Source organism: Candidatus Chloroploca sp. Khr17, from assembly GCF_004138165.1.
GTDB lineage: Bacteria > Chloroflexota > Chloroflexia > Chloroflexales > Chloroflexaceae > Chloroploca.
Window position 1 is genome coordinate 9899 of record NZ_RYFF01000053.1, and the last position, 24024, is coordinate 33922.

General features: G+C 58.9%; 17 protein-coding genes. 8 read left to right on the forward strand and 9 right to left on the reverse strand.

The genetic code is table 11. The annotated features are described in order from the left end of the window. The 8 genes from EKD05_RS26005 to EKD05_RS21150 form a co-directional block, all read right to left on the reverse strand. Positions 1-2248 (reverse strand): carboxypeptidase regulatory-like domain-containing protein (locus tag EKD05_RS26005; protein WP_205704017.1); only part of this gene is annotated, 2248 nt, incomplete at its 3' end. A gap of 300 nt (positions 2249-2548) precedes the next feature. Next, complete coding sequence (locus tag EKD05_RS21120; RefSeq protein ID WP_129676854.1) at positions 2549-3397, reverse strand: SirB1 family protein; 849 nt, start codon at positions 3395-3397, stop codon at positions 2549-2551. A gap of 30 nt (positions 3398-3427) precedes the next feature. Next, positions 3428-4411, reverse strand: a complete 984-nt coding sequence (gene glk, locus EKD05_RS21125) for a glucokinase (RefSeq protein ID WP_129676857.1) — start codon at positions 4409-4411, stop codon at positions 3428-3430. A gap of 48 nt (positions 4412-4459) precedes the next feature. Then, positions 4460-5131, reverse strand: coding sequence for a ribulose-phosphate 3-epimerase (gene rpe, locus EKD05_RS21130; protein WP_129676859.1), 672 nt, complete (start codon positions 5129-5131; stop codon positions 4460-4462). Next, positions 5132-5887, reverse strand: a complete 756-nt coding sequence (gene rpiA / locus EKD05_RS21135) for a ribose-5-phosphate isomerase RpiA (RefSeq protein ID WP_129676861.1) — start codon at positions 5885-5887, stop codon at positions 5132-5134. It abuts the gene before it with no gap. A 383-nt stretch (positions 5888-6270) separates the two neighbouring features. Then, positions 6271-9390 carry a transglycosylase domain-containing protein gene (locus EKD05_RS21140; RefSeq protein WP_129676863.1) on the reverse strand — a complete coding sequence of 1040 codons (3120 nt, stop codon included), beginning with the start codon at positions 9388-9390 and terminating at the stop codon, positions 6271-6273. A 160-nt stretch (positions 9391-9550) separates the two neighbouring features. Continuing rightward, positions 9551-10777 (reverse strand): YeeE/YedE family protein, encoded by a 1227-nt coding sequence (locus EKD05_RS21145; protein WP_129676865.1) that lies wholly within the window; start codon positions 10775-10777, stop codon positions 9551-9553. Positions 10778-10838: 61 nt separating this feature from the next. Next, entirely contained in the window at positions 10839-11801 is a 963-nt protein-coding gene (locus EKD05_RS21150) for a sulfurtransferase (protein ID WP_129676880.1), read from the reverse strand. A gap of 297 nt (positions 11802-12098) precedes the next feature. Between EKD05_RS21150 and EKD05_RS21155 the strand changes: the two genes are divergently transcribed. The 4 genes from EKD05_RS21155 (at position 12099) to EKD05_RS21170 (ending at position 16364) form a co-directional block, all read left to right on the forward strand. Then, entirely contained in the window at positions 12099-12464 is a 366-nt protein-coding gene (locus EKD05_RS21155) for a response regulator transcription factor (RefSeq protein ID WP_129676867.1), read from the forward strand. Positions 12465-12530: 66 nt separating this feature from the next. Next, positions 12531-14714, forward strand: coding sequence for a GAF domain-containing protein (locus tag EKD05_RS21160; RefSeq protein WP_165360869.1), 2184 nt, complete (start codon positions 12531-12533; stop codon positions 14712-14714). Positions 14715-14724: 10 nt separating this feature from the next. Continuing rightward, on the forward strand, positions 14725-15357 hold the full coding sequence (locus EKD05_RS21165) for a response regulator transcription factor (protein WP_205704019.1): 633 nt from the start codon (positions 14725-14727) through the stop codon (positions 15355-15357). Positions 15358-15941: 584 nt separating this feature from the next. Beyond that, the gene (locus tag EKD05_RS21170; protein ID WP_165360870.1) at positions 15942-16364 is read left to right on the forward strand and encodes a universal stress protein; all 423 of its coding nucleotides are present in this window, start codon (positions 15942-15944) and stop codon (positions 16362-16364) included. A gap of 87 nt (positions 16365-16451) precedes the next feature. On the opposite strand, the gene EKD05_RS21175 is transcribed toward EKD05_RS21170, so the two are convergent. After that, complete coding sequence (locus EKD05_RS21175; RefSeq protein WP_129676873.1) at positions 16452-17636, reverse strand: YbfB/YjiJ family MFS transporter; 1185 nt, start codon at positions 17634-17636, stop codon at positions 16452-16454. A gap of 100 nt (positions 17637-17736) precedes the next feature. Here EKD05_RS21175 and EKD05_RS21180 point away from each other — a divergent pair, with 100 nt between their 5' ends. From EKD05_RS21180 to EKD05_RS21195, 4 genes are all read left to right on the forward strand, one after another. Further along, the gene (locus EKD05_RS21180) at positions 17737-19956 is read left to right on the forward strand and encodes a DUF5107 domain-containing protein (protein ID WP_240695883.1); all 2220 of its coding nucleotides are present in this window, start codon (positions 17737-17739) and stop codon (positions 19954-19956) included. Then, positions 19956-20894 carry a formimidoylglutamase gene (locus EKD05_RS21185; RefSeq protein ID WP_129676876.1) on the forward strand — a complete coding sequence of 313 codons (939 nt, stop codon included), beginning with the start codon at positions 19956-19958 and terminating at the stop codon, positions 20892-20894. Before EKD05_RS21180 ends, EKD05_RS21185 begins: the two co-directional genes overlap by 1 nt. A gap of 640 nt (positions 20895-21534) precedes the next feature. Beyond that, positions 21535-23184: a urocanate hydratase gene (hutU, locus tag EKD05_RS21190; RefSeq protein ID WP_129676886.1), complete on the forward strand. Its 1650-nt coding sequence runs from the start codon at positions 21535-21537 to the stop codon at positions 23182-23184. 82 nt (positions 23185-23266) lie between these two features. Further along, a complete protein-coding gene (locus EKD05_RS21195; RefSeq protein ID WP_129676878.1) occupies positions 23267-23884 on the forward strand; it encodes a hypothetical protein in 618 nt (205 codons plus the stop codon). The last annotated feature ends 140 nt before the right edge of the window (positions 23885-24024 follow it).

Below are 24024 nucleotides of genomic sequence, written 5' to 3' on the forward strand. Positions count from 1 at the left end.
ACTGCCCGCTCGCATCGTAGAGTTGCACCCGCACATTCGCGAGGCCGTCACTGGTATCCGAGGCGGTCACGCGCCCGTTAATTTCACCGCCACGAACGAGCTCGGCATCGGCGGTCACCACGGCAGGTGGCGTTACCTGAATGCCAGTCGCATTCTCAAGGCTATTCTGGTCAGCGTAGAATTCGCCTAAGTAGAGTCGGGTGGTTGCATTGAAAGAGTCCTGGGGGCGGAATTGGAGCCGGTAGGTGCCGGTCACCAAGCCGGTAAAGGTGTAGTAGCCGGTTGATCCGGTAGATGTGCGGTCAAGTTCTTCATCATTGGCATTGTAGAGTCGGACGGGAACATTGGCGAGCGCTGCGCCGCCATCCTCAGCGGTCACGCGCCCACTCAGTTGCCCCCCGCGCAACAGCGAAACATTCGCGGTTGTCGTTACCCCAACACTCGCTGTAATTGGTGTGGCTGCTTCGAGCGTCGCTTGGTTGTTATAGAACTCATCCAGATAGAGATTGGTCTCGGCATTGAATGACAATGTTGGGCGGAATTCGAGCCGATAGGTATCAGTTAAAAGTCCGGTAAAGGTATAGTAGCCTGTCGATCCGGTAGACGTGCGGTCAAGCTCCTCATCAGCGGCATTGTAGAGTCGGACGGGAACATTGGCGAGGGCTGCGCCGCCATCATCAGCGGTCACGCGCCCACTCAGTTGCCCACCTTTGATCAACGCGACATTGACAATGCTCGGGGCAGCGAGCGTGGCACTGATCTCAGTTGCTTCTTCGAGAGTGAGCTTGTTATTATAGAAGCCGCCCAGATAGAGCCGAACATCACTCAGGAAGGAATCTTGCGGACGCACTTCGAGGCGATACGTACCTGTCACCAGACCGGTAAAGGTGTAATCGCCCTGGCCGGTTGTGCTGGCACTACGAATTTGCGTACCACTGGCATTATAAAGGCGTACCCCAACACCCCAGAGTTCATCGCCTGTGTCGGCTGCGGTGATACGCCCCCTCAGTTCCGTTCCCCGTACTAACGACACATTGGCGGTACGGGTTACGGCAGCCCCAACCTCAATTGGCGTGGCTTCTTCCAGACTCGCTGCATTATTGTAGAATTCGTCCAGGTAAACGTTAATGTTGCCATTAAAAGAGGTGCGTGGCTCGAAACCTACGCGATAGGTATCGGTTACAAGGCTGGTGAAGGTGTAGTAGCCAGTAAAACCGGTGAACGTCGTGGCAATGCTACTGCCGGCGGCGTTGTAGAGCCTGACAGGAACACTCCCCAGCCCTTCACTCGTATCCTCAGCAATCACGCGCCCGCTGATCTGCCCGCCACGCACCAGCGCGGCGTTGATCGTTGTGGTGACCGCATCGGTGAGGGTCACCGGATCAGCGTTATCCAGGCTTGTTTTATTGGCATGAAATTCGCCCAGATATAACTCTGTGATGGGATCACTGGAGAAAGAAGTTGCAAATTCAAGACGATAGGCAGCAGCGGCCATATTGGTGATCGTATAATAGCCCGTAGCATCCGCTGAGCCACCAGATGCAAAAGAACCATTTGCATTGAAGACGCGGACAAACACACCCGCTAATCCTTCGCCCGTATCCAACGCTGTGACCCGTCCGATCAGTTGCGCGGTCTGCTGGGGTACGATTGGTTCGTTCTGGGCTTGAGGAGTGAGGTCTGGTATCGATGGAGTCTGGGGTGCAGGATCGTCGCTAACCGGTGGAGCCTGGGGTGCAGGTTCGTCGCTCGCTGGGGGCGCCTGGGGAGCAGGTTCATCGCTAGCTGGGGGGGGGGGATCTGATGCTTGCTCATCGGGTGGTGGCAGGGGTCGTGATGCCGTCAGTTGCACTGGGGTCACATCGCCTGTTTTGACATGCAGCACGGGCGTTGAAAGCAACTCGACCGGTTGTTCACCTGCAAAGAGCTGCAGATCATAGAGGCCAGCTTCAAGCCCTGTGAGGCTGAACTGGCCTAGATCTCCGGTTTGTGCTGTGGTGACAAGTTCACCTTCGCGCCATACCTGTAAGGTCAACCCTTCGCCAAAACCGCCTTCAGCGTAGAGGATCTGACCACGTACGTACTCAAGGAGAGGCTCGATGCTGGGTTCTTCTGAACTTTGACTTGGTGGGAGCGCGGGTTGTGCGGCAACAGGTTGGTTGGGCACTGCGAGCGAGGAGAGCAGGAGGCTGACGAGGAGAAACCCGACGAGGAACTTGAAAAACGCACGCATAGAAACCGTTGGCATAGCACCATTCCCCTTGCATTGGGTGCAGGGCCGGCATGGAGTATCACCCGATCACGAGCATTATCAGATGACGGGCATGCTTCCTTGCACTCGGTATGGCTACATTTGGTCTGTGCTGGTAAAATCGCGAGGTGTGATGTGGAAGGTTCCTTCATATTATACAAGGAGTTTCTTTAATGTAAAGTAGATAAGCAAGTTAAATCTTAGTTAAAAAATACTGTGTTCTTTACATCACAAGAAACTTAGGTAGTATCACCCTGCGCGGAGCGCAGGGTGATACTACCTAAGGAAACGTCCAAATTAATTGCGTTTGACGAGTTGAGTGATGACTTCGCGGGCGATGCGCTTGATCTCGCTGATGTCGTTGGCGGCGGGGTTGCGCTGAACGTAGGCTTCGAGATCGGTGATGGCGGCGTGCAACTGACCGGTGCGGAGGCGTAGTAACCCGCGATCGCGGAGTTCGCCGGGGTCACTGGCATCGAGCAGCAAGAGGCGTTCAACGGCGGTCAGGGCACGCCGACTATCGCTACGGGCCAGATGGGTCTGCTTGAGATTGCGGAGAATGCGGGCGAGGATCGACCCGCGCCCGGGGGGAGCCATAATGATCGATGACAGTTCATCACCGACAGTGCCGTAAAACGTGGCAATTTGGCGCTCGCAATCGGCCATACTCCAGATCGAACCACCACTGAATGGGTCAACAAAGTGATCGCCGGCAGGATCACGAAAGCGCACCATAAAATGGCCTGGCAACGCCAGACCATGCACTGGGAGGCCGAGCCGCCAGCCTATTTCAAGGTAAATCAGGGCGAGCATGATCGGCAGCCCAGTTCGCCGCTCAATGACTTGATCGAGGTAACTATGGGCCGGATCAGGATGGCGATAACACGAGGGATCGCCATAGAAACCGATGGTATCAAAGAGATAGGCATTGAGTGCGGCAATCTGTTCGGTCGCCTTGGTGGTTGCGTTGACCATAGGCGCAACGTGTGTGGCAAAGGTATCGAAGTGGGCGAGCCATGGTTCACGGTCAGCCCCGCCCTGATCTTCCCATGCCAATGCTAGCGCCGCTGCTGCGAGGGGCACTTCGGGGTCGGCGTGCTTGATGCAACTGAGAAAGCGCTGTCGCGCCGGGGCTAGGTGATCCATGGCGAGGATTGTACCATATGGGTTGCCTGATCAATCCATCAAGGCATACGCCGCTGCGCCATAGAGGGCCGTTTTGGAGTTGAGGATGACATGCACCGGGATACGTTCCATCAATTTACGGAAGCGACCTTTGTTGCGCATCGCATTAAGGAAACGTTCGCCGCGAAGCTGAGGCAACAGACGAGGAGGAATGCCTCCACCGAGATAGATGCCGCCCGTTGCGAGCACTTTGAGCGCCAGATTGCCTGCTTCACTGCCAAGGATCCCCAGAAAACAATCGAGGGTAGCCGCACACACCGGGCAAGGACCGGTAGGATTCAGGGCTCCACTCACAATGATCGGGGTTGGATCATCGGCGGAGGCCAGTTGACTCGCGACGCTCGGCGTCTCTTGGCGAAAGACACGGTCACGGAAATAGGCATAAATATTAGGAATGCCCATGCCCGAACAGACTCGTTCGTAGCTCACGTGGCGATGTTCTTCCAGCAGATACTTGAGCAGATCAGCTTCGGTTGGTGTGGTAGGGGCAAAGGAAGAATGCCCACCCTCTGACGGATGCGCCCGATAGCGCCCATTATCCCAGGTTAAAAACGCCTCACCGAGCCCGGTACCGGGGGCAATCACCCCAATGGCCCCTTTATCTACGAGTTCACCAGGATTGAGGGTCGCGACATCGCCTGCTTCCAGATAAGGAACGGCCTGCGCAATTGCCTTCAAGTCGTTGATCAGGGTCACCGGGATATGCCCAAGTTCTTCTTTGAGCCGTTCTTCTTCCACGACCCACGAGAGATTGGTTATGGTGGCACGTCCATCAACAACGGGGCCGGCGACGCCAAAGCAGGCTGCTTGAATGGTGCCTGGATGATCTGCCAGGAAGGCCCGCACAATTGCTTCAAGGCTTGCATAACGCCCGCTGGGAAAGGTGACTTCCACGAGCGGGGCATGAGGGCCTTCTTCTACCGAAAAGAGCGCACAAATTGTCTTTGTTCCACCAATATCACCGGCAAGGATCATCGGGCGACTCCTGGGGCTTGTGGCCCATACGGATGAGAAGGTCAGAAGTTACCCTGAAGCCAGTGCTGTGCGTAACGTTGCGAGGGCTTCGATGACCGTCTGACTCGGCTGGTAGAGGGCTGACCCAACGACGGCAAGGTCAGCCCCAGCACGGTGGACGGCAGCAATGGTTTGCGCATTGACCCCTCCATCGACCTGAATCAAGAAGTCTGAGCGGGACTGTTGGGTTCTCCAGGCATCGAGTTGGGCAACCTTGGCGAGGCAGCTATGAATGAGGCGTTGACCACCGAAACCCGGATTGACGGTCATTATCAGGGCAAGGTCGAGATCTGGCAACAATGCTTCGAGTGTGCCGAGTGGTGTGCCTGGATTGAGGGCAACCCCGGCCTTTACCCCCAATTCATGGATGGTCTGCACGGCCCGATGGGTATGGGGGGTAGCTTCGGCGTGGATGGTAATATAGTCACAGCCTGCCGCAGCAAAATCAGCTAGATAACGTTCTGGCTCAACGATCATCAAGTGGGCATCCAGGATGGCCCCATAGCGTCGGGCAATGGGTTGGAGGGCACGGATCACGAGCGGCCCAAAACTAAGATTAGGTACAAAGCGCCCATCCATCACATCAAGGTGCAGCCAGCGGATTCCGGCCTCGAACGCTGCCTCAACTTCAGCGCCTAGACGGGTAAAATCGGCTGTGAGCAGTGACGGTGCCAGTTGCATTTAGCGTGCAACACTCATCTGTCGAACCCCCGATGTTCCGGCGATAATCAGATCGGTGGCAAGGTCGAGAAATAGCCCATGCTCAACAATGCCTGCCCGCTGCTCAAGGTGACGTGCGAGCGCTTCAGGGTCAAAGATGCTACCAAACGTGCAGTCAAGAATGTAGTTGCTTTGATCGGTTAGATACGGGCCGCCGTCGAAACGTCGCCGCAGGCATACTGTTGCTCCCAGTTGTTCGAGAAAGCGGGCCTGACTCTTCCACCCAAAGGTAATGACTTCAACTGGCAAGGCAAAGAGCGTTCCGAGTTGTGGCGAGAGTTTGCCCTCGTCCACAACAATCACTTCGCGCAGACTTGCCTGTGCAACCATTTTCTCGCGCAGCAACGCACCACCCCCACCCTTGATTAAGTTGAGTTGCGGATCAACTTCATCAGCCCCATCAATCGTGAGATCAATCACAGGCTGTTCGTCAAGATCGCTCAGAGAAATACCGAGGCGACTAGCTTCGGCGGCCACGGCCTTGGAACATGGGATCCCAATGATATTGTGTAGTTCACCATCCGCAAGTAACGCCCCGATTTTGCGGATCGCGTGGATTGTGGTTGAGCCAACGCCGAGCCCAACGACCATCCCTGGGCAGATTAGCTCGACGGCCTTCTCAGCTGCCAAGCGCTTGAGTTGATCGCGCGAGTGTGCATGCTCGTTTGCGCTTTCCACCGCTTCATCTACCAATGGGTCTTGTACTGCCGGTGCCATGACCTTGCCTTTATCGTTTTTTGAGGCATCGAGTGTTTGCGTGGGCAACCTCAGTTGAGCATTATAGCAGATCTAGGCCTTTGCGCCGTTTAGTTCTGGGTATGGTCAGGGCTGCGCTGAAAATGGGGGAACTTGGTTCCCCCATTTTCAGCGTAAGTAAGGGTTCACCCTTCTCCTGGGAGGGCGGGCGGCTTGCCCGTTGCCCGGCCCGTGCGCGTTGTTGAACCTGTCTAGTCCGCTGCGGGTTGCGTGGCATCGATGCGTGGTGGTCGCGAAGACGGTTGGGCCGAAGCACGCGCCACGCATCGATGCCCGTTGACGTGTGTCTGGAGGGAGCGCGTGCTTCGGCCTTACGGGGGCACGGCATCGCCGTGCCCCTACCACTAGGGTTCTGTTGGGGGCGGGGGTGGTTCCGCTGGGGGCGGGGGTTCCGCTGGGGGCGGGGGTTCCGCTGGGGGCGGGGGTTCCGCTGGGGGCGGGGGTTGCTCCGCTGGGGGTGGGGGTTGCTCCGCTGGGGGTGGGGGTTGCTCCGCTGGGGGTGGGGGTGGTTCTGGTTGTGGCTCAGGATCTGGTGCGCGAATGCCCAGGATAATGGCTGTGCCGGGCACGATCCAATCACCGGTCGCGGGGATGGTGCTAACGACTGCATAGGGCACAAACTGGTCATAGAGATCGCCAATATAGGTGCGATCCTGATAGTCAACAAAGATGACACTTGCTGGAATGCCCAGGCTTGCCAGAACGCCCTTGGCCTGATTTTCGCCCAGACGGAGCAGATCGGGCATCAAGACCGCGCCTTCGACGGGTGGTTGCGGGACAGGTGCCTCGAACATCTCGGCACTGCAGGTCGGCAGCGCCTCGACAGCCTGTTTGGTGATCCCTGTGCTCCCGCCTTCCCACTCATACCGAACGCGCATGCTTGGGTCGGGTGGAGGGGTATTCCAAATAATAAGCTCACGCCGCAACACTGCCGGATAGGTCAGGTCATCGGAGGGGCGACAGAAGGCCCTTGCGTTGAGCGAGGTTGTGGCCTCTGGATTCGCCGTATCCGGTTCCAGTTCCGCGGCTGCCGTGATCAGCAATTGACCATCACTTGACCAGTCTTGTTCTGTGGGAACTTGTACCAACGTGATTCGTTCGAAGGCATCACACGGAACAGACAAGGTTTCCAGGCTTTGATTGGCAGGCAGTGGTTGACTTGAATCACTCCCCGTTGGGGTATTGCGCCGTGCTTCCAGGATATCAGTCAGCATTTGTCGCGTGAACAGTTCTTCGCGGTAGCCCCCATACGGGCCCGGAAGTTCACAAATGGGGCGCCGCAGGAGCCCATTGGCGGGCAAGGTAAAGCTCGTCGGGATGACGCCATCAGGATAGGGGGCGGCAAAGAGCGCCCGATAACGGGGTTGCTCTTCGATCCAGTCGAACAATTCCTCCATCACATTGCGCCAGATGATGCCACCGCCGGTGAGGCTTTCCACCCGTTCGGTCGGCTCATTATTATTGTTGCCTGTCCAGACCCCGACCGTGACAAAGGGCGTATAGCCTGCCGCCCATGCATCGCGCCAGTCGTTGGTTGTTCCCGTCTTGACCGCAGCGGGGAGCGAAAGCTTGAGCGGACTGTTGAGCCCCCAGACGGCCTGGCGTGCCCGGTCATCACTCATCATATCCGAGATGATCGCCACCAGATTGGGATCCACGACCTCGGTTCCACGATTAGGCAAGAACTCTTCGAGCACATTGCCCGCACTATCGGTAATGCGCAGAACCGAGACGGGTTCGTAGTAGCGCCCGCCACTGGCAAGGGTATTGTAGGCGGTCGTCAGTTCAAGCGGCGTCACCTCGCCGCCACCCAGGGTCAGCGAGAGTCCGTAGAAATCTTCGCCGCGTTTGAGGCCCTGTTTGATGCCCACGCGATCGAGCAGATTGAGGGTCTGTTGAATACCGGCAAAGCGGAGGGCTTTGACCGCGGGAATATTGAGTGAATTGGCGAGCGCGGTGCGCATGCGTACCGGGCCATTAAAGCGCCCGTTATAATTCAATGGTGTATACCACGCGCCTGCCCCGCTCGACGACGACGGAAAATCAGTTGGCACATCCCAGATCACCGTCTCGGGATGCATCCCCTGTTCCATCGCGGCCAGATAGGTGAAGGGCTTGAGGGCCGAACCTGGTTGGCGCTCGCGTGTCGCCACATTGACCTGTCCATCGATCACATTTCCCGTTTCACCGACGGTTGTGGTTGCTATCACCGCATCATAGTCAATACTCCCGACCATTGCCAGCACCTGGCCGGTGTTGGGCTGCATCACGACCACCGACGCATTATGAATATTGCGTTCACGCAGATCGGTGATGCGTTCAACCGCTTTTTGCTGGGCCATGCGCTGCAGATCGAGGTCAAGCGTTGTCGTAATGCGCAACCCGCCATTGAAGAGTGCCTGTTGTCCATAGCGCTCTTGCACAAGATCACGCACATAGAAGACAAAATGAGGCGCATTGAGGGGCACTTCTTGGGGGGCAAAGCGCAAGGGTTCGGCTATTGCCGTGCGCGCTTCTGCTTCAGTGAGATACTCGTCCTCAACCATCCGTCGCAGCACGGCCACCTGACGCCAGCGCGGTGGACTAAGGTCTTCGGGCAAACGATAGTCAGCATTGAGCCAGTTTTCACCGAGGATAACCCCGGGCAGATACCCACCTTCGGCATCGCGTTCGAGGTGATTGATTGGGTTATAGACGGTGGGTAACTGGGGCAATCCGGCGAGCAAAGAGGCTTGATTGAGGTTGAGATCGCGTGCTCGTACGCCAAAAAAACTCTCGCTCGCAGCCTCGATGCCATAGGCGAGGTTGCCATAGAAATTCTCGTTCAGATAGAGCTCAAGCACTTCTTCTTTGGTGAAGAGTTGATCAAGCTCCTGAGCAAGAATAATCTCTTTGAGTTTGCGTTCATAGCGTCGCTCAGGATCGCGCTCTTCGGCGGTCAACACGCTATTTTTGATGACCTGCTGACTGATCGTCGAGGCCCCACCGGTCTCTTCACCTGCTTGCAGGCTGGAAATGAGGGTGCGGAGAATGCCGCCCAGGTCAACCCCGGGATTGGTAAAAAAGGTCTTGTCCTCTACGGCAACCGTCGCACTGATGAGCAGAGGTGAAACTTCGTCAATCGAGACATTGGTGCGGCGTCCGGCATCAAAAAACTCGTAGAGCAATTCGCCATTGCGATCGAAGATCCGTGAGGTTTGAAAGAGTTCGCGTTCGGCGAGGGCATCAAGGCGGGGCACGAGCGTCGCCGCCGTGCTCGCATAGGCACTATAGGCCAATGAGCCAGCGAGCAGCGTGACGCCAAGGATGCTCAGGAAGATGAACGCGACCAGGTTCCCCGCAATATGGGGAAGATACGAGGGCTGTTTGGGGGAACGTCGCCCGCGCATCAACCCCGGATACGCCGGGCGGCGGGGGACAGTCCGTCCACTATAGGTTCGTCGAAAGGAACGATCTCGCTGCATATGTTGTCATACTCAACAGACCACCTGGATCGGCGCACGACAAACGGCGCTTGACTCTCACCAGGCGCTCCGTCACGCTATCAGGCGATTCCCATCGGTCTAGTATAACACTTGCGATGTGCGTGTGATCTTATGGCGAGCTGATAGTCGTGTCACGAATTTAGACCAGACGGTGCAAATTGCTGCGGATGCCGAGCCAGACACCAGCAAGCATTGCGAGGCCAAAGAGCCATCCCGAGACGGCAAACGCCGAGATGCCTGAAAGCAGGGTGCCGACGGTGCAGCCGAGGGCGACCATTGCTCCCCACCCTTGCAAGATGCCACCAATCAGGGCGCTACCGGCCCCGCGCATGGTAAGCCGGTCGGGTTGAAACCGGTTGGCAAGCAAGGCGGCGGTGAGTGATCCGAGCACCAGGCCGGAAATGAGCAGGCCATTGGCGGTAATGGTCTGCACAACCTGGGTGGCACAGCCCGCCAGCCGATCCAGCCCAAAGAGGGTTGTTGGGAGCAACCCGACCTGATCCATTCCTGTTCGCGCAAGGCTTCCGAGTTGCGATGTTACCCCAAGTGGTTCAATGCGCATGTAAGCCACTGTGCCCAGCAGACCCACTAGGACACCTGTGACGAGGGCAGGCCAGCGCTGGTGGAAGAGAACCGCCCATACACCCGCCAGATCAAGCCGTTGCGCCGGGCGGGGCGGCAACTCGGGGAGGTTGCGGAGCAACAAGAAGGCGATGCCCCCCAGAAGAACGAGTTGGAGGAACAGCGCCCCGCCGTACCCAAGACGAGCGGGCAACCAGAGCACGGGTGCATCGGCAATGGTCGTGAGATAGAGCTGATTCCAGCTGAGGAAGCCTAGCCCGAAGCCGGCAAGCACACCGAGCAACGCCACCGGCGCCCGCGTTGAACCCTCACCGAGCCGATAGAGGTGACCGCTGACACACGCCCCCGACAGGGCCATGCCAAGCCCAAAGGCCAGGCCACCCGCCGCGAGAACCCAGCTAACCGGGCCAATATGGGCCTCGGGAGGTAGGCGTCCGCTGAAGGGATTGGGCAGAAAGATCCCGAAGACCAGCGCATAACCGATTGAACCGGCGGCTAGGGCGGCAAGGATCGCATACACCGGACCACTGTTGCGAAACTCGATCCAGTCGCGCAAGATGCAAAAATAGCAAAAACGGCCTCGCTGAAAGACAAAACCGAGACTTGCCCCGAGCAGCAACGAAAGCGCTGCTGTTGCGCCGCGTCCAGGGGTGGCGTGGAGCCAGTAGGCGCTGCTCGTCAACCCGATGAGCAGCACGACAGCGAGACCGATCCGCAAGGCGGTGGTACGGGTGAAACCCGCGAGTGGTTGGTGATCAGCCCGTGTTGAAGGAAGCTCAGTCATAGATCGCGCTCACCTGGGTAGAGCACCAGGGTCAGCCATGCTGACCCTGGGTGCCCTGCGATTATTGTGCGCCCCACACGGTGCCACTCGGATTGGCAATCGGAACCCCAATCGTATTGCCCCACTCGGTCCACGAGCCATCATAGACGGCGACCTCGTAGCCGAGGATCTGGCTCAAGACGAACCAGGTGTGGCTGGCGCGCTCGCCAATACGGCAATAGGTGATAATGGGTTGGCTGCCATCAATGCCCAGACCAGCATAGAGGCTCCGCAACTCATCAACCGACTTGAAGGTACCATCTTCATTGAGGGCTTGCTTCCAGGGGATATTGATCGCACCTGGAATATGGCCTGCCCGGATTGCCAACTCTTGAAAGCCCTCGGGGGCAAAGATCTTGCCTGAGAACTCATCAGCCGATCGGATGTCGATCAATGAGGCGGTTGTTGTGCCCTCAACAACTGCTAAGACATCAGGCAATCTGGCACGCAGAGTCTCGCGGTGGGCAACGGTGAAATCGCCAGACGGGACACTCGGCACGGTTACGGCCAACTCACGCCCCTCGGCCTCCCACTTGGCGCGGCTGCCATCAAGCAGGCGCACATCATTGGCCCCGTACTGCAGAAAGATCCATGCCCCCCAGGCGGCAAACCAGTTGCTATTATCGCCATAGAGGACAACCGTCGTATCCTGGTTAATGCCGGCAGCGCGAGCCAATTGTTCGAAGCGGTCAGGTGCAACAATGTCCCGATTAACCGTATCGACAAAATCGGTGTGCCAGACAAAGTTCACTGCCCCTGGGATATGGCCCCGCTCGTAGAGTCCTGGAACAACACTGACCTCGATCACCCGCACCTGCGGATTATCCAGGTTTGCGGCTAGCCACTCGGTGCTCACTAGAGCCTGCTCGGGGCCGCGTGCGCCCAGTGCGGTGCCTTGCGCAGGGGCAGGCACCGCAGCAACAGGCGCTGCCGCAGGTGTTTGAGCCGTCGAGCATCCCGCCAGCACGATCACCAGGGCCACCATAACAACCAGCATCAGACCATTGCCACGTGAAACGACAGGCGTATGCATCACAGATCACTCCTTGTAAGGTAGCGCTACGGCCAAGCAACGCATCATGCGTCGCTTTCAAAGTAAAAGTATAGTAATACGATCAACTTAATCAACAAAAGGGTAATGTGCCATTATTGCAGATGGGTAAAATTACCCTAGTCGACTGACCAGGCTTTCTCTCCACCTTTGGTCTAACGCACACGCCCTGCATCTGCCTGATGCGCACGATGAGCGTTAGGCGTATGCTACAGGCATGAGGTGGAGACGATGAATGACCTCCCAATGCGCCAGATTCTCCTCGCCGACGACCAGGCCAGTGTCCGTGCTGCGTTGCGCCTGCGTCTTGAGCAAGAGCCAAACTTTGCGATTGTGGGCGAAGCCGCCGACGCAACTGGCCTGCTGCTGCTGGTTGGCCAGTGCCCTGCCGAGCTTGTGCTGCTCGATTGGGAACTGCCCGGTCTTCCCGCGATACATCTTGTCCGGCTGTTGCACGATGAGCAGCCGGGCCTCAAAATCATTGCGATGAGTAGCCGCCCCGAGGCCCATCAGCCAGCCTTACAGGCTGGGGCTACGGCCTTTCTCAGCAAAGGGGCGCCTCCAGAAGATCTGCTCAAGGCTTTGGCCTCACTCTGAGGATGAATTTCCATTGATCTTCTGCCTCAAGCCATGTACTATAGGGGCATGAGTGAGCAGCAGCACATGCTTGAAATCTTCTTTGATCAGATGCCAATGGGCATTGCGCTGCTCGATTGCGACCTGCGCCTACGCCGGTTCAATCCGACGCTGATCGAATTTGTCCGCCGTTACAGTTCTTTGCCAACGGAACAGGTTGGGCAGGGAACGTCCTTTCTCGATCTGCTGCCGGGCAATGAAGCTTCAGCCCGAGCGATCTTTTTGCGTGCGCTTGCGGGCGAGACCGTCTATCAAGAGGCCTTTCCGTTGACCATCAATGGCCGCGTCTCGTACTGGGACTCGGTCTCGTCCCCGCTCTACCATGAGGCGACGCTTGTCGGCATTGTGCATGTGACAACGAGTGTGACCGAACGGGTGTTGGCTGAGCAAGAGTTGCAGAAAACCCTGGGCCACCTACGGCATCATGTGAAATTCGAGCAGATTATCACGACGCTCTCGAATAGCTTTATCAATATGCAACCTGATCAGATTGATCAGGGCATTCAAGAGGCTCTGCAGACCATTGGCACTTTCACCCAGGCCGATCGCGCCTATATCTTTTTGTACAGTGACGATGCAACCTCGCTCTCGTGCATTCAGGAATGGTGTGCCGAGGGCATCGAGGCGCAGATTCACCGTTTGCAGGGTCTTTCCACTGCGGATCTGGCCTGGTCAAACCGGCAACTGCTGCAACGTCAGATCCTACACATTCCCTATATTGACCAACTTCCCCCTGAGGCAGCCGTTGAACAGCGTGAATTCACCAGCCAGGGCATCAAGTCGTTGCTCGCAGTGCCGATGACCTATCAAGAACGGGTCGTGGGCCTCTTGGGTTTTGATGCGGTACGTCACGAAAAGACCTGGGCCGAGCTTGATATCTCGGTGCTCCATGTTGTTGGCGAGATGCTGATCAATGCGCTCGAGCACAAACGCTCACGGGCGGCCCTTTACGAGGCGAATCGCCTGCTCGAGCAGCGGGTGGCCGAACGCACCTATGAGCTTGAGCAACGCAATCAGGAACTGGAGCGGAGGCGGCAGGTAGCCGAAGGTCTGCGCGAGATCCTGGTGCGGCTCAACGCCGAGCATGCCTTGCCGCAGTTGCTGGATGCGATTGTTGCGCAGGCCGATCAGTTGATTGCCAGCGATGGCGTTGCGCTCTATCTGTTGCACGAAGACCAGCAGACGTTGACGATCCAGGCGTTGCGTGGTGAATTGCCCCCCGAAGTGCGGCAGGTCACATTGCCATCAGGGGTAGGCACGATTGGTCGTGTGGTGGCCTTGCGGCAGATGATGATTGTGCCCGATGTGCGTCAGTTGGACATTCGTACGGTCGAGGCGGTACGCGCCGAGTCGCTCACCGCAATTGAAGGTATCCTCGTTGATCCCGCCCGCCTTGAGGCGTTGAACGCCGCGTTGCAACGTTTTCGTGCGGTGCTCGCCTTGCCCCTGGTTGCTCAGGATGTTGCCTATGGCGGGTTGGCCTTTTACTACCGTGAGCCACGCATCTTTACCGACGAAGAGATCAGTCTTGCCTCACTCTTTGCTGACCAGGCGGCCCTGGCATTGCAGAATGCGCGTCTGCGTGATAAAGCCGAACAGATGGCCGTCATGGCCGAACGGAATCGGCTTGCCCGCGAATTGCATGATGCGGTCACCCAGACCCTCTTTTCGGCGAGCCTGATTGCCGATGTGCTGCCCCGGATCTGGGAACGCGACCCAGTTGTAGGTGAAGCCAAACTGGCTGAATTGCGCGAATTGACGCGCGGCGCACTCGCCGAAATGCGCACCCTCTTGCTCGAATTGCGTCCAGCGACACTGACCGAGAGCAACCTCGATGAGCTGCTGCACCAACTTGCCGCAGCGTTCGTGGGTCGGTCGCGCTTGCAGATAGCGGTTGAAGTTGAAGGTGAAGTAGCGCGGAGACTGGCACCCGAGATCCAGGTTGCGCTCTACCGCATTGCTCAGGAAGCGCTCAATAATGTGGTCAAACACGCCAGTGCCTCGTATGTCGTTCTGACGCTCACCTTTACGCCTGGGCATATTGAACTCACGGTGCAAGATAATGGCCGTGGTTTTGATGTGACCACCATGAGGAGCCATTCGCTTGGCCTTGGCATTATGCGCGAGCGTGCCGCCAAAATTGGGGCGAGGCTGGAGATGACGAGTCGGATCGGACAGGGAACTAGGATTGCGGTTGACGTTCTTATCTGAGGAGGCGCCTATGGATCCAATTCGTGTCATGATCGTTGACGACCATGCGGTTGTCCGCAGTGGCCTGGCCGCTTTTCTACTCGTCTATGGCGACCTCGAACTGGTCGCCGAGGCTGAGAGTGGTCATACCGCGCTTGCGTTGTGCCACGAGCATATGCCCGACGTCATCTTGATGGATCTGGTGATGCCTGAGATGGATGGGGCCGCCACCACCCGAGCGATCAAAGCGCGTTATCCCCAGATTCAGGTAGTGGCCCTGACCAGCTTTCGCGAAGATGAACTGGTGCAAGGCGCGTTGCAGGCCGGGGCTATTGGCTACTTGCTCAAAAATATCAGTGCCAATCAACTTGCCGATGCCATTCGCGCTGCGCATGCTGGGCGTCCAACGCTTGACCCTGAAGCGACTCGCGTCCTCATGGAAGCAGCCCGCAAACCCGCCGAAATCCACTTTGACCTGACGCCCCGCGAACAAGAGGTTCTGGCGCTGGTAACCCATGGTGCGAACAATGGCGAAATTGCCGCTAAATTACGCATCAGCCAATCAACGGTCAAATATCATGTGAGCAGCATTCTGGCGAAACTTGGGGCCAGCAGCCGCACCGAAGCGGCTATGCTCGCGGTTCAGCACCGGCTTGTGCCGTAAGCCATGGTTCAGCATGGAGGATGTTTGCTTGCCCGTTTGGAGTGCCGACTTATGGTTTTTCAGTACATAATCCGGTATACGCGATACGGGCGAGAGAGACCTCACAGGTCTGCTCGCCGTCATTGGGACGCCATCATCAAGACCTGTGAGCTCTTGCCTTGCCGATCAAAGATTGCAAGGAAGAGACCTCACAGGTCTTCTCGCCCCGATGAGGTCTCGTCCAGACCTGTGAGGTCTTGCTTTGTCTCGCCTTGCTTTGCCTTGCCGATCAAGGATTGCAAGGAAAAGGCCTCACAGGTCTTCTCGCCCCGATGAGGTCTTGTCTAGCAGATTCATTTCTGGTTCATTACGCCGACGGTGTGAGCGCATGGGGGCAATCCACCGGTCTGGCGGGGCGCATGAACGGAAGATGCAACCGCCCTGTTTGAAAAGGTATTGAGTCTAGACTCTCCTGTAAGCCTGTGCTATCATAGATAATTACAGATTGTGTGTCCCTGTGTGCCACCCCTGCTTGCGCCCTGTTTCTGCCTCCCCAACCACGTTTGTCTCCCATCAACGACTTGATGATACAAAGGAGTCTCATCATGTTCAAGAAGATTCTGCTTGCGACTGACGGTTCGGCCCCTTCCGAGCGTGCGACTGATATTGCGGCCTCCCTCGCCTTGCGCTATCATGCCGATATCCTTGTCTTGCATGCGCTGACGCGGATTCCTGATTCGCTCGGTGAGCCGAATTATAGTCGGACGCTCAGCTATATGCTTGAGCATGCCCGTTCACTCGTTGCCAATGTCGAGAGCCGCCTCCGCGAGCTTGGGATTGCCTATGTTGCCACCGATGTCATTGAGGGCGGTGCCGCTGATGTGATCCTCGATGTGGTGCATACGCGGAACCCTGATTTGCTTGTCATTGGTGCTCGCGGCCTGAGCCAGTGGAAGGGTTTGATGCTCGGGAGTGTGAGCATGGCGGTGACTCATCGTGCGCCTTGCCCGGTGATGGTTGTGAAGTAGGGGCCTGCGGCACCCAGGCGTCTTTCTTGCACGGAAAAAAGCCAGCGTCGCTGGCTTTTTTTGCGTAAGAAGCTACGTAGAGGGGCGTCAACGCTTGATCAAGGCGACGCCAGTCGCAAGCGCGAGTGCGCCAGCCGAGAGCATCATGCCGTAGGCAAGGCCTCCTGGTAGGTCGGCGATCAGTCCGGTGAGCACCGGTCCGATGAGTTGACCCAGCGCAAAGAGAGCGACGGCGTGGCCGGTGACGAGCGCCCAGCGTTCAGGAGGGAGTCGCCGCCGGATTTCACTCGTTACCGCAGTCACAATCGAGAGAAATGACCCCCCAAAGAGCAGCGCTGAAAGGGCGTAGCTCCAGGTTTGCGGTGCGAGCAGCGGCAGCAGCGCGGCCAGGGTGAGCATGGACATAATGATTGCCTGCCCGTAGCGTGGTCCAAGCCTGCCGATCACCGGTACCCAGAGCGCCCCGCCCATCATTGCGGCGAGGCCCAGGCCACCCCAGAACCACTGCACGAGGGCGGGGGCGGCTCCTTGGGCCTGCATAAAGGCGATGATAAAGGTCATGTAGCCAATATAGCCGATGCCGTAGATGAAAAAGGAGAGCATGAGCGGCCAGATATGTCCATAGTCGCTTGCGACCGGGCGTGCCCGTCCAGGCATCATGCCACTCGCACGAGCATGGGCTTCGGCGGTGCGCAAAAATGGTTCCATCAAGACGAGGGCAACCAACCCGATAAGCCCCATGCCAAGCCAGATGGTGCGCCATCCATCCTGTTGCAGCGACGCGAGCAGTGGCGGTACGGCTAGCCCTGAAATGGCAATGCCAATCCCTGGCCCACTGTAGTAGAGACCGAGTGGTGGGCGTCCCGCCGTGCCACTGCGGTTCATCACCACGGTGGCCCCGCCGACATAGATGAGACCACCCCCAAGACCTGTCAGAATACGTAGCACCAGGAGGGCAGGGAAGAGACTGAGCAACCCGGTGAGCAAGAGGCTGAGGCTGGTCAGGACGAGAGCAATGCGCACCGTGAGTGGTGCGCCCAAACGGGCGACGGCAAACCCGACCAGCATGGTACCTACAAGATAGCCGATGGCGTTGGCGCTACCAATCAGCCCTGCTTGGGCATAGCTCCAGTTGAGATCGGTGCGCATTGGCTCAAGCAAGAGTGCATATGCAAAACGACCAAAACCAAGGGCAACGGCACCTCCCAGGCTCAAGACAAGTGCGGCAATGATGATCTGGCGATCACTGGTAGAAGATGAATTGGTTTGCATCAGCCTATTATACGGGTAATTGAGAGGGGGAGGGCGGCGAAGAAGTTTCGAGGATCTACCTATATAATGGTACAACTGCTATCATGTAGTGGAGACGCATATGGTGCTCAAAATATTCAGATTGCCAGCAGGGTTTCAACGCATGGGCCACATTGCCCTGCTGCTCCTCTGTGCGCTGCTTGTTCCGCTGTTCTCCCAGGCTGCCCAGGCCCAAGCTGTTGCGCCCGATGGGTTTGCTGATCCGGCTTTTCGCCAGATCTGGACGCGGGCTGATGCGCTGGTTGCCGCTGGTAGCGCCGGTCGTTCGTGGGTCTGGGGTGAGTTGCCCGGTTCGCGTCGCTACGAGCGTTTTGACCAGGCTCCCGGTGGGGTGCGCCTGGTGCAGTATGTTGATAAGGCGCGCATGGAGATCAATGATCCCGCGGGTGACCGTACTTCGCCCTGGTTTGTGACCGGCGGGTTGCTGGTGGTCGAGATGATCGTTGGGCGGCTGCAGGTGGGCGCGACGACGTTTGTGGCGCGCGAGGCGGCGGCTATTCCGGTCGCCGGCGATCCTGTGGGCAATCCTGACGCCCCGACGTATGCGATGCTGGCCCCGCTGGCGGCGTTTGATGGGGGCAATCGGGTGCCTTCACGTGTCGGTCAGCGGGTCAGCGCGACCTTTGGGCCGTCTGGCGTGGGCGAGAATCCGGCCCTTGCGCGCCCCGAGACTGCGATTGTGCGCTATGAGCCGGTGACGGGGCGCAATGTGCCGATGGTGTTTCAGCAGTTTATGGAGCAGCGCGGGCCGGTGGTGGTCAATGGTCGGGTGGTGCGTGAGCAGGTTGTTGATCCGCTCTTTGTCTTTGGTTACCCGATTACCGAGCCGTACTGGGCTACGGTGACAGTTGCCGGGCAACCTGTGCCGGTGCTCTTTCAGGCCTTTGAGCGCCGTCTCTTGACCTATAATCCGGCCAATCCTGACCCCTGGAAGGTTGAGATGGGCAATGTGGGCCAGCATTATCTGCGCTGGCGCCACGGCCATACGTTGCACTATGCGCGCCCGGTGCCCGCCGAGCCCCTGACTGTGCGCGAGACGACACTGACGATCCCGACCTACGATCTCGCTCCGGCCTTGCGCCCAACCCAACCCGGCGATGCGATCTATCCGTATGACCGCCTTGAGCCAGCCCTGGTTGGCCCGCCGCAGCCCCGTGCCTATCGTGCGCTTGTGGTCGAAAACCGCTTCCTTACGCTCACTTTTCTCCCCGAACTCGGTGGACGCCTGGTGCAGGCGGTTGATCGCACCACCGGACGCCGGATCTTCTACCAGAATCAGGTGATCAAGCCGAGTCCCTTTGGGCAACGTGGCTGGTGGCTTGGTGTGGGTGGCCTTGAATGGGCCGTGCCGACCGAAGAGCATGGCTATCTGGAAAATCTGCCGTGGGCGATGCAGGTGATCCGTGAGGGCGACCGGGTCGAGGTGATCGCGACAACGACCGAGCGCCAGCGTGGGTTTGAGGTGCAAGGTACGGTGACGCTCCGTGCCGACGAGGCGCGTTTTGCGGCGCGCCTTGAAGCCCGTAACCCGACGACGACGGCGCAACCGTTGCAGATGTGGACCAATGCGATCTTGAGTCCGGTTGGTGATAATCAGGTTGGGCCGGGGATGCGTTTTATTGTGCCTACCGATGAACTGATTGTCCATGCGACCTTCGATCAGACGTTGCCTGCTCCCCGCCAGCCTTTCCCGTGGCCCTACCAGGCTGGCCGCGATCTGCGCAACCCCACCAACTGGACGGGCTATATCGGTGCATTTGCGCCGACGCCGGTGCCGTTTCTCGGGGCCTATGATGTTGAGGCCGAGTATGGGTCAGTGGTGAGTCACGGCGAGGGCACCGTTGGTGGCAAGATCTTTGGCTTTGGGCCGAGTGTCGAGCCAGGCTTGTATACTGATGATGGCAGCGCGTATGTTGAAGTGTGGAGCGGCGCGCAACCGACGTTCTGGGACGACCCGCTACTTGAGCCAGGGGCATCCCGAGCGATCGCGACCACCTGGCAACCAGTCTGGCAGATGGGCCTGCCGGCCACGGCATCGCCCGAAGGCACGGTTGGCCTAGAGCGCCGTGACGATGGTGGTCTGACGGTGACGCTCGCGACGCCGCAACGCCTTGCTAATGCAACTGTTGTCGTCAGCCTCGATGAGCGCGAAGTCTTTCGCAGTGCGCCCCTTGAATTACGCCCTGATCTGCCGTTCGCGGTGGAGTTGCCCCCAGGTTCGACTGGGGTCGTGGGCGTCGAGGCGGCGGGACGCTTCTGGCAGGCGCGGGAGGTGCCCTGATGCCGAAGCTTGATCTGGAACGGCTGGTCCCTGTTGCGGACGAGCTCTTTTTCTCCCGTAACGACCCGAACGACGTGCGCCTGGGCGACGTGGTGCAACGGGGAAGTGCGGCGTATGCACGTGCTTCGGTGGTGATCCTTGGGTTTCCCGAGGATGAAGGGGTGCGCCGCAACGGCGGCCGTCCCGGCGCAGCAGCGGCACCAGCGGCGATCCGGCACTGCCTCTATCGCATGGGCAGCGCCGGGCTCACCGAGCTTGCCATTGTTGACCTGGGCGACACCGCGCCGGCGGCAAGCCTCGAAGCGCGGCACGCCTGGCATATGGCGCTTGTGGCGCAGATCATCGCCGACGGTAAACGGTTGCTTGTGCTTGGCGGCGGCAACGATGTAGCCTATCCCGACTATGCCGGACTGGCGGCGGCAGCCGGGCCGGCGCTGGCGCTCAACCTTGACGCCCACTACGATGTGCGTGCCGACACCCCGCGCAATAGCGGCACGCCCTATCGCCAACTGATCGATGAAGGCCGCCTCGCGCCCACCAACTATCACGTCATTGGTGCCCAGCCCTTTGCCAATTCGCCGGTCTACACCGCCTTCTTGGCGAAGTTTGGCGCCCAGGTCACGACCTTGCAAATGGCGCGGGCAGAGGGTGTCACCGCGACCGTCGAGCGCATCACCACGGAGAGCAGCGCCACCACGATCTTCTGGGGCTTCGACATGGATGTTGTCAACGCCGCCGAAGCCCCCGGCGTCAGCGCGCCCAACCCACTTGGCATGCGCGGCGACGAATTTTGTGCCCTCGCCGAACTCGCCGGACGCGATCCTCGCACACGCCTGATCGAACTGAGCGAAGTCTGCCCGCCGTACGACCTTGACCTGCGCACTTGTCGCCTGGCTGCCGCCATGCTCTGGTATGCCTTGCTTGGCTTTGCCGGATGATTTGACGCCAAGGCGCAAAGGCGCAAAGGGTGTTGAGAAAGCTTCCGGGAAGCTTGCGCGGTGGTGGCAGCATGCTCATCGGTGGTTCAGGCACGTCGGTGTGCCATGACATCTTCGCGCAGAGCTTCCCGGAAGCTGTCTGTCTGGCGTGCGTGCAAAACTTTACGTCACACCCGCATACAGGGGTAAGTGTTCACACTTCTCCTGGGAGCGCGGGCGGCTCGCCCGCATCCAGACCAGAGCGGCGAGCCGCCCGCGCTCCCAGGGTGGTGCTTTCCCTCAAGCCTGAACAGGTACATGCAGGGCACAGGTTGGCACGCTTCGCTAAGCCGTGGTACCATGTGCTCGTCCTATTTCCTATTTCCTATTTCCTACTTCCTATTTCCTACTCTTCGCTCATGCGATCAACATTTGATACTCAACCAATGCTGTCAGCGACGCTCGCCGATCTCGATCAGCGCTTGTTTGAAAATCGTTATCTACCGTCCGCTTTTGCACCAGACGTGCTGGAAGCAAATGAGCGTACGTTAGCGCAACGGCTCGCTGCTACGAAAATGATACCCTGAACTTGAGTTCAAGCTTCAGGCGACGTTTGTGACGGCTCTGATGCGAGTTGGATCATGATGAAAGAGGGACAATGATGACCCGAACAATCCGCGCCCCGCGTGGGCTTGCCTTGAGTTGTAAGAACTGGCAGATCGAGGCGGTCTATCGGATGTTGCAGAATAATCTTGATCCCGAGGTGGCCTTTGACCCCGATAATCTGATTGTCTATGGTGGCCGTGGCCGCGCTGCGCGTAATTGGGCGAGCCTTGAGGCGATTCTGGCGACGCTGCGCCGCCTTGAGCCTGATGAGACGTTGCTGGTGCAATCGGGCAAGCCGGTCGTTGTCTTTCGTACTCACACTGATGCGCCACGGGTGCTGATTGCCAATTCTAATCTGGTGCCGGCCTGGGCGACCCAGGCGAATTTTGAGCGCTGGGAGCAGGCCGGGCTGACGATGTATGGGCAGATGACCGCCGGCAGTTGGATTTATATCGGGACGCAGGGCATTTTGCAGGGTACCTACGAGACCTTTGGCGCACTTGCGCGGGCGCAGGGGTGGCCGAGTCTGCGGGGCAAGCTGGTGATCACGGCTGGTCTTGGCGAAATGGGGGGCGCACAGGCCCAGGCTGTCACCTTCAACGAAGGCGTCGCGCTGCTGGTTGACGTTGATCCGTGGCGCGTCGAGCGTCGCCTGACGCTGCGCCAACTTGATCGCGCCACCGACAATCTTGAAGAGGCGATGACCTGGGTGGAAGAGGCTCGTGACCAGGGTGTGCCGTTGTCGGTTGGGCTGATCGCCAATGCCGCCGAAGCGCTGCCCGAGCTTTTCGCCCGTGGCGTCACGCCCGACATTGCGACCGATCAGACGAGTGCGCACGATGTTCGCTACGGGTATATTCCGGCTGGGTTGAGTCTGGAGGAGGCCGCCGCCCTGCGCGAGGCTGATCCGGTTGAGTATGACCGGCGGGCGATGGAGTCGATGGCCCGCCATGTCGAGACGCTGCTTGCGTGGCGCGATCAGGGGGCGATTGTCTTTGACTATGGCAATAATCTGCGGCAGCGCGCCTTTGATGCCGGGGTCAGCGAGGCCTTCAGTTACCCTGGTTTTGTGCCAGCCTACATCCGCCCGCTCTTCTGCGAAGGCAAAGGCCCCTTCCGGTGGGTGGCGCTTTCGGGCGACCCCGAAGACATCTATGTCACTGACCAGGCGATTATGGAGCTCTTCCCCGAGAACGACCATCTGCGGCGCTGGCTCACGCTGGCCCGCGAGCAAGTGGCGTTCCAGGGCTTACCGGCGCGGATCTGCTGGCTCGGCTACGGTGAACGGGCGCGGGCGGGGTTGCGCTTCAACGAACTCGTTGCTAGCGGTGCGGTCAAGGCGCCCATCGTGATCGGGCGCGACCATCTTGATGCCGGCTCGGTCGCCAGCCCCAATCGCGAGACCGAAGCGATGCGCGACGGCTCCGACGCCATCGCCGATTGGCCGTTGCTCAACCTGATGATCAACGCAGTCGGCGGCGCAACCTGGGTGAGCCTGCACCACGGCGGCGGGGTCGGCATTGGCTACAGCATCCACGCCGGCCAGGTCATTGTCGCCGACGGCACCCCCGAAGCGGCGCGCCGCCTTGAACGCGTGCTCACCAGCGACCCGGGGATGGGCGTCGTGCGCCACGCCGACGCTGGCTACGACGAAGCGATCGCCTTTGCGCGGGCCAATGGCCTTGATATGCCAATGTTGCCGTAGAGAGCCCTCACAGGCCTTGATGATGGTGTCCCAATGCTGAGCAGCAGACCTGTGAGGTCTTCTTGGAAAAAGGGATAACGCCATGTTGACGGACAAACAGCTTGCGGCACGCCGTGATCTGCAGCGCTGGCTGCCCTGGATGGGCCTGATCCTGCTGGCGTTTGGGCTCTATATCTCGGCTTTTCTGCTCCCTGATCTGGTGGAGACAGCCGCAGGGCCGCAACAACTCACCCTGGACGAGGCAGCGAACGTCGCAAGTGCCACGCGAACGTATGCCCGGATTGAAGGAGGGGCGTGGGATTGCGCGACCCTGCAGCAAGTCCAGGGGCTTTCCGCTACCTCGATCCGCTACGGCTTTGGCCCCTTGAATGAACGGGAAGAGACCAAATACACCGAAGTCTTCTTCACCGACAACGCACGCGACGTCGTCGTCTTTGTCACCTTATCGGGCGACGTGCAATGCGACGATCTGACCCGCCAATGGCCGACAGGCTACCTGTATAGAATGAGTGACGGAACCCGGCAGGCGCTGACGAACGAGGCCCGGCTGGCGCGCTATTTCACCACTGACACCTTCCTGGAATTTTGTGGCTACTGTGGACGCGAGAACTCGCTCATCGGGGCCGGCTTTGGCCTGGTCTTCACGGTTGCAGGCATGGCGATGCTGTTCTTCTGGTGGCGGGGGCGTCAGCGGGGGTGATCGGTAGGGCTTACGCTGAACATGGGGGAACTTGGTTCCCCCATGTTCAGCGTAAGCCCTGAGGTGATCTGGGGGCGGGTGGCGGCGAAGCACGCCGCATGGGCGGGCGATGGCGCTTGAAGGTGCGGGCGGGGCGGGGG

Bases quoted from the DNA above. Each gene is read 5' to 3' on its own strand.
- EKD05_RS21120 (WP_129676854.1), bottom strand. From the start codon at position 3,397: ATGGATCACCTAGCCCCGGCGCGACAGCGCTTTCTCAGTTGCATCAAG.
- glk (WP_129676857.1), bottom strand. From the start codon at position 4,411: ATGATCCTTGCCGGTGATATTGGTGGAACAAAGACAATTTGTGCGCTC.
- rpe (WP_129676859.1), bottom strand. From the start codon at position 5,131: ATGCAACTGGCACCGTCACTGCTCACAGCCGATTTTACCCGTCTAGGC.
- rpiA (WP_129676861.1), bottom strand. From the start codon at position 5,887: ATGGCACCGGCAGTACAAGACCCATTGGTAGATGAAGCGGTGGAAAGC.
- EKD05_RS21140 (WP_129676863.1), bottom strand. From the start codon at position 9,390: ATGCAGCGAGATCGTTCCTTTCGACGAACCTATAGTGGACGGACTGTC.
- EKD05_RS21145 (WP_129676865.1), bottom strand. From the start codon at position 10,777: ATGACTGAGCTTCCTTCAACACGGGCTGATCACCAACCACTCGCGGGT.
- EKD05_RS21150 (WP_129676880.1), bottom strand. From the start codon at position 11,801: ATGGTGGCCCTGGTGATCGTGCTGGCGGGATGCTCGACGGCTCAAACA.
- EKD05_RS21155 (WP_129676867.1), top strand. From the start codon at position 12,099: ATGAATGACCTCCCAATGCGCCAGATTCTCCTCGCCGACGACCAGGCC.
- EKD05_RS21160 (WP_165360869.1), top strand. From the start codon at position 12,531: ATGCTTGAAATCTTCTTTGATCAGATGCCAATGGGCATTGCGCTGCTC.
- EKD05_RS21165 (WP_205704019.1), top strand. From the start codon at position 14,725: ATGGATCCAATTCGTGTCATGATCGTTGACGACCATGCGGTTGTCCGC.
- EKD05_RS21170 (WP_165360870.1), top strand. From the start codon at position 15,942: ATGTTCAAGAAGATTCTGCTTGCGACTGACGGTTCGGCCCCTTCCGAG.
- EKD05_RS21175 (WP_129676873.1), bottom strand. From the start codon at position 17,636: ATGCAAACCAATTCATCTTCTACCAGTGATCGCCAGATCATCATTGCC.
- EKD05_RS21180 (WP_240695883.1), top strand. From the start codon at position 17,737: ATGGTGCTCAAAATATTCAGATTGCCAGCAGGGTTTCAACGCATGGGC.
- EKD05_RS21185 (WP_129676876.1), top strand. From the start codon at position 19,956: ATGCCGAAGCTTGATCTGGAACGGCTGGTCCCTGTTGCGGACGAGCTC.
- hutU (WP_129676886.1), top strand. From the start codon at position 21,535: ATGACCCGAACAATCCGCGCCCCGCGTGGGCTTGCCTTGAGTTGTAAG.
- EKD05_RS21195 (WP_129676878.1), top strand. From the start codon at position 23,267: ATGTTGACGGACAAACAGCTTGCGGCACGCCGTGATCTGCAGCGCTGG.